This window comes from Moryella indoligenes (genome assembly GCF_030812885.1).
Classification (GTDB): Bacteria; Bacillota; Clostridia; order Lachnospirales; family Lachnospiraceae; genus Moryella; species Moryella indoligenes.
Genome location: NZ_JAUSTO010000004.1, coordinates 185,598 through 198,140 on the forward strand (window position 1 = coordinate 185,598; position 12,543 = coordinate 198,140).

The following is a 12,543-nucleotide window of genomic DNA, read 5'->3' on the forward strand; positions in this document are numbered from 1 at the left end:
TCGGCACAACGCGGACTCCATAGGGCTGTGCCTTAAATCGTGTACCTCTCATTTTTCTCAATTACGATTTTCAGATCATCGGGCTTGCCAATATAGGTCGTATTTGCCCGGATCGTGTCCCGGCTCTCCACAATGCAATTTTCTATTACCGTATTATCTCCGATATAGACATCATTCAGAATGATAGAATTTTTGATCACACAGTTGTTTCCCACATAGACCTTACGGAACAGTACGGAATTCTCCACTGTCCCATTCAGTATGCAGCCACTGGATACCAGTGAATTTCTCACCTCTGAGCCCGGATTATATTTTGCGGGCGGAAGGTCATCCACCTTGGTATATACCTCCGGATAGCTGCGGAAGAAGTAATCCCGTATATCCTTTTTCAGGAAATCCATGTTGGTCTTAAAATAACTGTCCACGCTGGCAATATTACTCCAGTAGGAATTTAATTTATATGCATAGATCCGCTTCAGGTTTTTATAGCGCACCAAAATGTCCCGCACAAAATCATAGCGATCCTCTGCCGCACAGCGCTCAATCAGCTCAATCAGCTGACGTCTCCGCACGACGTAGATGCCGCAGGAAATCACATTCGACTCCGCCACCATGGGCTTCTCATCAAACTGCGTGATCCGCCCGTCTTCATTCAGCTCCAGAACCCCGAAGCGTGTGATATCCTCCTCCTCGGAGGCCTCCTTGCAGACCACGGTGATATCGGCCTTCTTCTCGATATGATATTCCAACACCTTATTATAATCGAGCTTATAGATGCCATCCCCGGCTGCAATCACGACATAGGGCTCATGACTGTTCTTCAAAAAGCTCAGATTCTGATACAGTGCATCTGCTGTTCCCCGATACCAGTCACTCGACTTCGCTGTGATGGTGGGCGTGAACACGTACATTCCACCATGCTTTCTTCCGAAATCCCACCACTTTGAGGAGCTCAGATGCTCATTCAGAGAGCGGGAATTGTACTGCGTAAACACCGCCACCTTCTGGATGTGTGAATTTGACATATTGCTCAGCACAAAATCAATACTCCGATAGCTTCCCGCAATCGGCATGGCTGCGATTGCTCTCTTATTAGAGAGTTCCCTCATCCTCTTGGAGTTTCCCCCTGCTAAAACGATTCCGACAGCTCTCATCTCAGACCACCTGCCTTTACTATCGCTCCGCCGCTGTTCAGCACTCCGTCGGGATAATCCTCCGCGTTCGTGTTGCCCCAGATCGCAGTATTCTTGCCGATCTGAACCCCATCCGGAATCACGGATTTCTCCCCGACAGTTACAAGGTCCGAATTGTAGACCCGGGTATCATAGCAGCTGTCATGATACTCACCCACGCCCAGCACGCAGTTCGCGCCGATCTCGACGCTCTGCGCAAGTATGGCCTTATTGATCTTCGCGCCCGCCTTGATAACAGATTCTCTCATGATGATAGAATCTCTCACCTCTGCCCCCTCCTCGATGATGACGCCTGCGCCGATCACCGAATTGTAGACAGAGCCATAGATCTCGCAACCCTCACCGAGGATGCTTCTCTCTATGTGCGCATGCTCCGCAATATACTGCGGCGGTATAATATCGCTCTTCGTGAAAATTCTCCAGTACTCCTCATAGAGATTAAATTCGGGGATGATGTCGATCAGCTCCATATTGGCCTCCCAGTAGGAGGAAAGTGTTCCGACATCTTTCCAGTACCCCGTAAACTCGTAAGCAAAGAGACGCTGCCCTTTGTCGCGACAATAAGGGATGACATGCTTGCCGAAATCGCACTCCGGTACCTCGCGGAGCTTTAACAGCGCATCCTTCAGAACCGGCCAGGAGAAGATGTATATCCCCATGGATGCCAGATTGCTTCGCGGAACTGCCGGCTTTTCCTCAAAGTCCGTGATGCGGTTCATCTCATCTGTAATCATGATACCGAAGCGGCTCGCCTCCTCAATCGGAACCGGCATAACCGCAATGGTAACATCCGCCCTATTTGCCTTGTGGTAATCCAGCATCACCTCATAATCCATCTTGTAAATATGATCCCCGGAGAGGATCAGGACATAATCCGGATTATAGGAATCAATATACTCTATATTCTGATAGATCGCATTGGCCGTTCCGCTGTACCAGTCACTCCCCTTTGCACTCTCATAGGGTGCGAGCAGCGTGACACCTCCCACATTGCGATCCAGATCCCACGGAATTCCAATTCCGATATGTGCATTGAGGCGGAGCGGCTGATACTGGGTGAGCACACCGACAGTATCCACACCTGAATTAATGCAATTACTCAAAGGAAAGTCGATGATACGGTACTTTCCTCCGAAAGATACGGCCGGCTTTGCAACCTTCTGTGTGAGAACGCCAAGCCGACTGCCCTGACCTCCGGCAAGAAGCATGGCAATCATTTCTTTTTTAATCACGGTATCACCTCGCAACTGAATTTCAGCCTTTCACTGCCTGTTTCCTTAATCTCAGTTTCTATATTTAGTATAGCACATTTTGTACTAAAGTATACAAAAAATACCCCTGCTTTTCCAAAAATCATGTCCACATTTTACATTCGCCTTCAAATATAATTCTTCCTCGCGCACATTGCGATTCCGCCTGTTATTTTTATTGAAAATGGGGTAGAATAGAACTAATCAGGCGCTTTTGCGCCTTCTCATATTTCAAAAAGAAGGGACGTATCCAAATGAAATTTACTACAGTCCGGGATATTCAGAAAGACAAGGAGCGCTACCTCGGCAGAGAGATCACCATCGGCGGATGGGTGCGCTCCAACAGAGACTCAAAGACCTTTGGCTTTCTGATGATCAGTGACGGAACCTGGTTCGATCAGCTTCAGGTCGTATACCATGACAGCATGGAAAATTTTGCTGAAATCCGCAAGGTAAATGTCGGCGCTGCGCTCATCATCCGCGGCACGCTGGTTGCGACGCCGGAGGCAAAGCAGCCCTTTGAAATCCAGGCAGAGGAGATCTCCATCGAGGGAAGCTCTGCCGCCGACTACCCCCTGCAGAAGAAGCGCCACTCCGCAGAATTTCTCCGCACGATTCCGCATCTCAGGCCGCGCACCAATCTCTTTCAGGCGACCTTCCGTGTCCGCTCCCTGATCGCCTATGCGATTCACAGCTTCTTTCAGGAGCAGGGCTTCGTCTACGTGCACACACCGCTCATCACCTCCAGTGACGCTGAGGGGGCCGGGGAGATGTTCCACGTCACAACGCTGGATCTGAATCATGTTCCGAAGAACGAGGACGGCTCTGTAAACTTCAGTGAGGATTTCTTCGGCAAGGAGACCAATCTCACCGTCAGCGGACAGCTAAATGCTGAGACCTTTGCCCAGGCCTTCCGGAACATCTATACCTTCGGACCGACCTTCCGCGCCGAAAATTCCAACACAACCCGCCATGCGGCGGAATTCTGGATGATTGAGCCGGAGATCGCCTTCGCAGAGCTCTCCGACAACATGGAGCTCGCCGAGGCGATGCTGAAATATGTCATCCGCTATGTTCTTCAGAACGCTCCGGAAGAGATGAATTTTTTCAATACCTTTGTGGACAAGGGCCTTCTGGAGCGCCTGAATCACGTCGTAAATTCCGATTTTGGCCGCGTGAGCTATACAGAGGCGGTCGAAATTCTGGAAAAGCACAACGATGAGTTTGACTACAAGGTCAGCTGGGGCTGCGACCTGCAGACCGAGCACGAGCGCTATCTCACGGAGCAGATCTACAAACGCCCTATCTTTGTCACCGACTATCCGAAGGAGATCAAGGCCTTCTACATGAAGCTGAATCCGGATGGAAAGACCGTCGCAGCGATGGACTGTCTGGTTCCCGGTATCGGAGAGATCATCGGGGGCAGTCAGAGAGAGGACGACTATGAGAAGCTCCTCTCCCGCATCGAGGAACTCGGCATGAATAAGGAGACCTATGACTTCTATCTGGATCTCCGCAAGTACGGAACCACCCGCCACGCAGGCTTCGGACTCGGCTTCGAGCGCTGCGTCATGTACCTGACCGGCGTCGGAAATATCCGCGACGTACTGCCCTTCCCGCGCACGGTCGGCAACTGCGAGCTGTAAATACAGGCAAGGAGTGCGGTATGAAATTTGTTCACACCGGCGATATTCACTACGGAATGTGCCCGGACTCGGATAAGCCCTGGGCCAGAGAACGCGAGCAGGCTGTAAAAGCCTCGCTCGCTTCGATTGTTGCGACTGTAAAAACAGAGCAGGCAGAACTGCTTCTGATCGCGGGGGATCTCTTTCACCGCCAGCCGACACTCCGAGAGCTGAAAGAGGTCAATTATCTCTTTTCTGTGATCCCTGCGGTGCAGATTGTCATCATTGCCGGAAATCACGACTATATTCGGGAGAGCTCTGCTCTCCTCTCCTTTACCTGGGCGGAAAATGTCCACTATATCACAACTGCAGAGCTTGACAGTATAGCTCTTCCCAAGCTGCACACGGAGGTCTATGGTTTCTCCTACCATCAGAAGGAAATCACAGAGGATCTGCTCGCTTCGCTTCATATTCCCGAAAACGAGAGCATCCGCATCCTTCTCTGCCATGGCGGCGACGCTAGACATCTCCCTCTGAACCCCAGTACACTTGCCGCTGCCGGCTTTAGCTACTGTGCCCTGGGTCATATTCATAAGCCTCAGGCTCTTTGTTCAGACAGAGTCGTTTGGTGCGGCTCCCCGGAACCTCTGGATCTCACGGAAACCGGTGCGCATGGATGCTATGTCGGCGAAATAGACGACAGCACGCGACAGCTCTCTTCGCTCCGCTTCATTCCCCTCTCAAAGCTTCAGTACATCTCACTGAAAATCCAGGTCACGCCCGAATCTACCAATGAGGAGCTGCTCATGAATGTAGAGGAGGAGATCCGCCGCCGGGGTGCTCACAACATCTACAGACTGAAAATTCAAGGGATGCGCGACCCGGATATTCTGTTTGAGGCCGATCGCCTGAAGGATCGCTATCGCATCGCAGAGCTGATCGACGAATCCGAACCAAGGTATGATTTTCCGCGTCTCTTCGCGGAACATCCCTCCGACATGATCGGCTTTTTCATCCAGGAGCTCGATCGTCCGGATATGAGTGAGCTCGATCGCAAGGCGCTCTACTACGGCGTCAACGCCCTGCTTCGCACAACCGATGAAAGGAGCTCAGGCACATGATTCTGAAGGAGCTTACGATTCGGGGTTTTGGAAAAATACATCATTATCACATCGCTTTCGGCGATCATCTCAATATCATTTACGGGGGAAATGAAGCCGGAAAGTCCACACTGCACGCTTTTCTCCGCGCGATGCTCTACGGCCTGGAGCGGGCGCGCGGAAGGGCCGCCCGGAACGATCTCTTCTCCCGTTATGAGCCCTGGTTTGGGGATGGCGCTTACGGGGGCAGTCTCAGGCTTGAGGCTCAGGGACAGCTGTACCGCATTGAACGGGATTTCAGAAAAAATCCGCTGGATCTCTCTGTCACAAACGAAAGCAGCGGAACCCCGGTTGAGAATCCACAGCTTTTCATGCAGCAGCTGCTCGGAAATCTCAGTGAGACCGCCTACGCCAATACAGTGAGCATACAGCAACTGAAGAGCGCCACAGACGACGGCATGGTCAGCGAGCTGAAAAATTATATTGCCAATATGAATACGAGCGGAAACCGTGCGCTCAACATCTCAAAGGCCAGCGCCTTCTTAAAAGAACAGAGGAAAGGCTTTGAAAAACAACTCCTGCCGGATGTCACCAAAAAATATACGGCCACGCTCTCTGAAATACGAAAAATAGAAGACTTCATCTCTGCACCTGAGAATAAAAATCAGATCAGAGCCCTCACCAGCTCCCGGGATGAGACAAAAAAGCTGCAGAGCGAGCTTCAGGGAAAAAAGGAAGCGCTGCTTCAGCGACTCTCCGCGGAGCAGCAGACACTTCTTGACAAGCACTTTTCCGGTCGCGAAGATATCCTCGCCTTTCGTGAGCGGCTGGATGCGGCCTTTCAGCAATATCAAAGTGCTGCGCAGCGCTCCGCCGCAGCCGGATTCCGGATCGGAGCCATTTCCTTTGCGCTCACTGCTCTGCTTCTAGTGATCGCAGCTCTCCTTGCCTCAAAAAACAATACTATCCTGTATACGCCGCTCGCTCTGCCGCTCAGTGCACTGCTCGATGCTGCAGCGGCAATCTCCGCCCTGATCGCCCTGCTCCTCTACTGCACAGACAAGCAGAGAAAGAAATATTGCAGCGCTGCTCACGGCGCATTGCAGACGCTCATACAGGAGCACTTCCATCTTGCTTCAGAAACTGCCACGGACACAAGCCCTGCATCAGAGCCGGAGAAAGCAGAGACAATACGCGATACCCTGAACGCGCAGATTGACAGCCTGCTGCAGAGCTGTGCGCAGACAGAACAGCATGAAAAGACAGTCACACAGATAAGCGAGCGCCTTGCACAGCTGAGTAAACTGCAAAACCAGACCGACGCCGCGATCAGTGGACAGCAGAAAAACCAATGGCTCCTGGAGCAACAGCTGGAGCTCCTGTCTCAGCGAAGGGCAGAAGCTGCGGGGCTCAAAAATCTCGTCGCAGAGAATGAGCGCCTGCGCGGAGAAATTGAAGCGATCACGCTGGCTCAGGACACGATGACCCGCCTCTCTACCACCATACGGGATTCCTTCGGACTGTATCTGAACCAGCGAAGCTCTGAGCTGATCCGCGGTGTAACCGGGGGCATCTACAGCTCTCTAAGCATAGACCAGAATCTGAATGTCTATCTCAACACCAGCGAGAAGCTGATTCCTCTGGAGCAGGTCAGTGCCGGAACTATGGATCAGGTCTACCTCGCGCTGCGCCTCGCTGCTGCCGAACTCATGCAGAAGGGGAGCTTCCATCTCCCGCTGCTCTTTGATGACAGCTTTGTAAACTACGATGAGGAACGACTGCGCACGGTTTTAAACTGGCTGCCTGATGCTTTTCCTGATATGCAGGTGCTAATCTTCACCTGTCACCGCAGAGAAGCGCAGCTCCTCAGTTCCTCCATGACAGAGTATCAGCTGATTGAACTCTGAACCATTCCGGAAAACCAGAATTCTGGTTTTCCGGTCTTTTAATTTTTGTCACCTGCACTCTGTTTCGAAATCGCAGAAAAGCTGCGCTGCCGCTCCGCACGCCGGAGTGCTCTGCGTGTACAGATTCTCTCTGATATTGCAAAGCTGAAGAGCGCGATCAGCAGTGATACGAAGATCATACGCACTCTTGCAGCGCCTCCACTCTGATTCTTTTCATACAGTGAGAGAAAGTGCAGCTTCCTGTGCCCTTCCTCTCCGCTCTGCGCTGTAAACAGCGCAGGTCTTCTCCGGCTGCTCTTCCCATAGGCACTTTTTTCAAGCCCCGCCAGAGACCCTATGAGCATCAGCTCCTGCATTGGAACTTTTCCTGACTGCATCAGATTAATCACCAGTATTCCGCTGCGCCTCAGCTGTACAGCCCGCTCTCTCAATGGAATATCAAATAACTCCCGGTTTGAATGCTCCAAACCATAGCCGCGCAGAATCAGTGAGATCTCCATCTCCTCCGCAGCGCTGAGCTCCCCGTCCTGCACTTCGACTCCCTCTGCTCCGACAGTATTTTCTATTTGCTTCTCTGCACGGACAGCACCTCCTCTCTTTGCCCTGCCCGCCGCCGTCACTCTACAGATTGCCTGAATCGGAAAATCTGAGACGAACAGCTTCATGCAGCTTTGATCCTGCTCCAGATTCAGCCTGACATCTGTTTCCCCTGCCTCTGTGAGCTCGCAGCTATCAAAACGCAGCACTCCGGTTTCCGGGAAGCAGACGCAAAGCTCCGTCTCCGGAATCACCATATCACTCTGATTCGTGACTGTATAACTCAGGCGGAAGCTCTCCTGTTTCTCATCCAGCCAGGAGAATTCCGGCTCCACACAGACCTCGCCCTCTGCCTCTGTCAGTTCTGTGACTGAAAGCTGTTCCGGTATAATCTCCGTCAAATCCTCTGTCTGATCAGCTGCTACCGTTTTCATATCTGCAAGGGCCTCTGTACCAATTACGGCAGAAAATGTACAAAGGCAGAGAAGGAACAGGAACTGTCTCTTATATCTCTTCATCCGCTGCCTCCTCATCCTCAAAATATTCTATCGTGTTGCGCTGCAATGCATAAACACTGTAGTTCCCGGCCATATCCTCGACCTGAATCTCCAGCGGAAAACAGTCCGCCGGAAACAAAACTTCGCCCTTTTGTCTGTCAATCGCTGTCGCCTGAATCTGCTCTCCATCCACATTTCTGAATTCTGTCCGCTCCCAATTGATGCCGGACAGCGCGTCCTGAAAGCGCAGCCGCATATGGCTGCCGTGCTCTTCTCTGTACGTGCAGTAAATCGGTGCCTCAGAGTCAATATTTGTGATCTCCAGCGGCTGCTCTGCCCTCTGCCCTGCCACATCTGTCACAGTAAGCATATAGCTGCCATTTTCCGGGATATTCACCCTGTACAGTCCATTTTCTTCTTCAATCCTCCAGCTCCTCCCCTCAATGCAAACTTCCTTAATCGGCAATACACTGCTCACAGTCCACTCCACGGTCTGTTCGTTGACATAGTGCGTATCGCCATAGTAGTAAAGCTCCTGTATGGACGGTCCCTGCATCACTACAGCTGCCGCAATTCCCGCCGTCACCCCGGTCGCAAGCGCTCCTCTCTTCCACAGTGCTGCCGGTACTGCGGCCTCTGCGCAGCCCAATGCCCTGCGGCACTGCTTTGCTGCAGAATGACGAAGAAAGAAATACGGAAATACAGAATACATACCGGTGAGCTTTCCGGACAGCTGTTTTTTGGCAATCATCAGGCGCCGTTTTACTGTACCAAGCGGCACATCCATGATCTCGGCGATCTCTCTCTCCTTCAGATCATTAAAAAAACGAAGCAGCACAGTGGTGCGCAGCATTGGATTCAGCTGATCCACTGCACTCATAACCACATTATGCCGTTCTGTCGCAAGAATCTGTTCTCCGGCATCAGAGATCTGCTCCTCCAGCTCATCTGTCTCCAGCAGCGCATCCAGATCGCAACCGGCTGTGCTGTTCATGCGCCTTGATTTCAAATAATCTATGGTGCTGTGCCAGGCGATGCGATTGATCCATTTTTTGAAGCTCTGCGGTTCTTTCAACTTCTTCAGGTTCTGATATACTGCTACGAAGACCTCCTGTGTGATGTCCTGTGCCTCGTACTGATCTCGCACCATTTTTAAAACAAAATAATATATTCCTGGATAGCTCAGAGAATAAATTTTATTATAGGCTTCCAGATCTCCAGACTGATAGCTCTGAACCAGCCCCACGACATACTGCTCCTGTGCACTGAGTCCTCTCAGCTCCTTCTGCATTTCTTCTCTCCTCTCCCCTTTCCCAGCCTGTCCCGCAACGCTGTAGTCAGCAGGTACAGAAACACTGCAACAGCCCAGATCAGCGCCAGCCTCAGCATGGGATTTCCTGCCTCTTCTCCCATCTCAGGGACACGGGCACGCACTCTGCGGACTGCATCCTGCCCTTCTACTTCCCCTATTCTTCCATAGGGCAGTCCCACAAGCCGCTTTATAATACGATGCTCCTGCGGCTCCGGCCTTGGGGCTCCCGGATGTTCCGGCAGCTCTGAGACAGGCGGCTGCTCCGGAGGCACCGGGCCATGTGGCTCTGTTGATCCTCCCGGACGTTCCGGCTTTTTCGGCCTGCCCGGTTCTGTCGGCTTCTCCGGCTCAGTCGGTTCATCTGGTTTATACGGCTTCTCCGGCTCTGTGGGCTCATCCGGCCTTTCCGGTTTTCTCCTGTTCAGGACCAGAAACATGGCATTTCCCTGGCTGTCCAGACGTCCTTCGCTGTACTCGGCTGACCAGCCTTCCGGAGTATCTACCTCCTCAACCCGTATACCGAGAATCAGATCGTCCAGAACCATTCCATCCAGAAGTACACCATCCTCATCGTAAAGTCTGGCATTGGATGGGGAGGCATTGCTGTCACTGCCCTTGCCTGCCCCCGGCTTCAGGGCGTCGGAGCTCGTTCCGACGAGTTCGCGCCTGATCTCCCTGAAACTCCACTCCGCCGTCCAGCCATTCTGCATCTCTGCTTCTTTTGTCTTCCCGACGACACGCGTGCTTCTGTCTCCGAGAATCAGCAGCAAACGAAATAGAGCTCTCGCCGGGTGATGCTCCTGACTCCATATCTTCTTTACACGCACCTGCTTCAGACGCTCAATCGAAAGTGGCTTCGGCTCATCCTTTCCCGGTGGCGTATTCTGCTTTGGCTCATTGACCTGCCGAACAACCGTAAACCGGGACGGATCTGTCTGCTCATAGACAAAATGCGCCTCGATACGGAGATTCCCAAAATCCTCATCCATCCCTTTTTCCGTCAGAATTTGATTCAGCGCTGCTCTGAGCTCCCCGGCGCTGTGGTATACTCCGAGCTCTGCGCTGCCTGCATAGAGTCTAAGCTCTGTCCCACTTCCTTCACTGTAACCCGTTCCGGGATTCAGCTCGCCCTTCAAGTTCTGTATGCCCTCTCCGCCGTTTCGGATAAAGCAATCGACACCGAGCGCTTCCGCGCGAAGAAGCCTCGTACTGCCGCTCTTCATTCGCATGATATGCTTCGTATGTGTATGTCCCGCTGCGTCCTTCTCTTTTATGCTGTCCCACTGCGGCTGAAACTCGGCGCCGTCCTCCGTGATCGTGATTTCTGAATAGCCGCCAACGATACGCTCCGCTGCTGTCGCTGGCCCCGGCTTAACTTCCACACTGATCGGCCTTTTGTCCAGCAGATAGCCCTCTGGCGCATCCGTTTCCACAAGCTCATAAGTTCCCTCCGGAAGTGCGGAGATCACAAGGCCTCCTCCGGCATCTGTCGTAAAGAGCGTGTCCGCATCCGGATAGCGGCTCCTCACAGCCCCCTGCACCCGATACAGCTCGTAGCGCGCATCTTCCAGCCCCTCTCCCTCCGGATTTGTCTTAGTCAGAACGATGCCGCCGCGCAGCTCTACCTCGGTATTCTGCCTCAGGCTTCTGTAAAACAGGGTCTCAAAGGGATAATTCCAAACCAGGTTCAGCTTTCTCTCGACAAGATTATCGGACCAGTAGTGCACTGTCGCAGGCATATAGGGAGACAGATTTTCATTTGCATTTGCAGCGATCCTCAGGCTTCCATCCAGGCCAGGAAAACGAATTCTGGTTCCTGTGTAGCGCTTGGTATAATCTGCATATGTGGTCCAGCTCGCCTTTACCTTGTTTTCTGTCTCAGCTTCCGAATATGCCTGATTGAAGACACCTCCTGCAGCGCCATGCAGCTGCAGCCCAAAATCCAAGCCGACCTCTTTCGCCTGTCCGTCATAGAGATAATTCAGCTGCACCGGCTCAAAGGACATTGTGCTGTCCACAGTGATATTTCCATTGAAGGTTCCAATGAGTTCGGAAGGAATGATGTTTTGGAAGTTACCGCCATCTATCAAAATATTCGTTGTATTGAAATATAATTTTTTATTCAAATCATAGCCATTCCAATATAAAGGAGTTAAATCGTGTATTTGATTCTTAGATAAACGTATTTCACTGCAATTTTTTAATAATATTATTCCCTTTATACTTCTAATATCCTTATTTGAAGCCTTGATAATTGAAGAGCCTTTACTTAAATTATCATTACTATAATTTTCTAAAATATCTTTAACACTCCACGATGTATTTAATTGAAAATGATCTTTTTCTATCTTTTCTGCAATGCTCTCATAGATCGCCTCTGCAAAATTCTCATCTTCAACGCCTGCCGCCATGATGGCTTCCTTCGTAAAATGTGTGGGTATCTCTGCCGCACAGCAAGACACATTTTCTGCTACAGCTATCAAAAGCGACAGCAGTAAAATTGCTACCCCCTTCCAGCGCCAATATCCTTCTCTGTTCCCCATTTCTCTTTCAACCTCCCTCCCTTTATTCCACATCGGAATGATCACAAAACTTTATCTTTAGCAGTTCTCTCAGCTCATGACGCCCGGTAAAATAAGATTCCTCCCCTTCACTGCTGCAATAAATACGGCCCTTCCATGTCCCATCTGGAAGTACGGAAAAACAAAGCGCGGCGCTTATATTTTCCGGCAGTCCCCTCTTAATCCAGCGATTGCAGCACTTCACCAACTCACCTCGCCTATCCTGCTCCTGCAAACAAATAATCAGTCTTTCTATCTTCTGTTCCAGCTCCTTACAGCTCTGGAACATTGTCAATCTGTTTTCCTCATAGGGATCTATATAAAATCCTTTCTCTACAGTCCCCTCAAAAAATAATAGAAACAGATAATTTCTTCCATAAGAGAGATCCATAGTCTCGCGCACCATGGAGTATAGAGGCATTCTGCTATAGGCTATATCTTTCATCTGTACTGCTCCTTTTCCGCTCTTTTATAAAATGACGACATTCTCAGATGAAAGGTTCATTAAAATCTTTATTTTTTTCTTATATCATGCCGAGGATACTATTTTTTATGATTATT

General features: G+C 51.0%; 9 protein-coding genes. 3 read left to right on the forward strand and 6 right to left on the reverse strand.

Annotated elements, in window-relative coordinates; genetic code table 11:
* Positions 1 to 32: 32 nt before the first annotated feature.
* Positions 33 to 1,154 (reverse strand): glucose-1-phosphate adenylyltransferase subunit GlgD, encoded by a 1,122-nt coding sequence (glgD, locus tag J2S20_RS04715; RefSeq protein WP_307253724.1) that lies wholly within the window; start codon positions 1,152 to 1,154, stop codon positions 33 to 35.
* Positions 1,151 to 2,425 (reverse strand): glucose-1-phosphate adenylyltransferase, encoded by a 1,275-nt coding sequence (locus J2S20_RS04720; protein ID WP_307253727.1) that lies wholly within the window; start codon positions 2,423 to 2,425, stop codon positions 1,151 to 1,153. Before J2S20_RS04720 ends, glgD begins: the two co-directional genes overlap by 4 nt.
* Before the next feature lie 272 nt (positions 2,426 to 2,697).
* Here J2S20_RS04720 and asnS point away from each other — a divergent pair, with 272 nt between their 5' ends.
* From asnS to J2S20_RS04735, 3 genes are read left to right on the forward strand one after another with little or no spacing between them, the layout of a single operon-like run.
* A complete protein-coding gene (asnS, locus tag J2S20_RS04725) occupies positions 2,698 to 4,089 on the forward strand; it encodes an asparagine--tRNA ligase (RefSeq protein ID WP_106611131.1) in 1,392 nt (463 codons plus the stop codon).
* 20 nt (positions 4,090 to 4,109) lie between these two features.
* Positions 4,110 to 5,189 (forward strand): metallophosphoesterase family protein, encoded by a 1,080-nt coding sequence (locus tag J2S20_RS04730; protein WP_307253730.1) that lies wholly within the window; start codon positions 4,110 to 4,112, stop codon positions 5,187 to 5,189.
* Positions 5,186 to 7,075: an ATP-binding protein gene (locus J2S20_RS04735; protein ID WP_307253733.1), complete on the forward strand. Its 1,890-nt coding sequence runs from the start codon at positions 5,186 to 5,188 to the stop codon at positions 7,073 to 7,075. Before J2S20_RS04730 ends, J2S20_RS04735 begins: the two co-directional genes overlap by 4 nt.
* A gap of 38 nt (positions 7,076 to 7,113) precedes the next feature.
* Here J2S20_RS04735 and J2S20_RS04740 read toward each other — a convergent pair whose 3' ends face one another.
* From J2S20_RS04740 to J2S20_RS04755, 4 genes are all read right to left on the reverse strand, one after another.
* The gene (locus J2S20_RS04740; protein WP_307253734.1) at positions 7,114 to 8,130 is read right to left on the reverse strand and encodes a hypothetical protein; all 1,017 of its coding nucleotides are present in this window, start codon (positions 8,128 to 8,130) and stop codon (positions 7,114 to 7,116) included.
* Positions 8,117 to 9,400: an RNA polymerase sigma factor gene (locus tag J2S20_RS04745; protein WP_307253736.1), complete on the reverse strand. Its 1,284-nt coding sequence runs from the start codon at positions 9,398 to 9,400 to the stop codon at positions 8,117 to 8,119. The genes J2S20_RS04740 and J2S20_RS04745 overlap by 14 nt, the downstream gene beginning before the upstream one ends.
* Positions 9,385 to 11,547, reverse strand: coding sequence for an MSCRAMM family protein (locus tag J2S20_RS04750; protein ID WP_307253738.1), 2,163 nt, complete (start codon positions 11,545 to 11,547; stop codon positions 9,385 to 9,387). Before J2S20_RS04750 ends, J2S20_RS04745 begins: the two co-directional genes overlap by 16 nt.
* Before the next feature lie 439 nt (positions 11,548 to 11,986).
* Positions 11,987 to 12,427 (reverse strand): hypothetical protein, encoded by a 441-nt coding sequence (locus J2S20_RS04755; protein WP_106611125.1) that lies wholly within the window; start codon positions 12,425 to 12,427, stop codon positions 11,987 to 11,989.
* Positions 12,428 to 12,543: the final 116 nt, after the last annotated feature.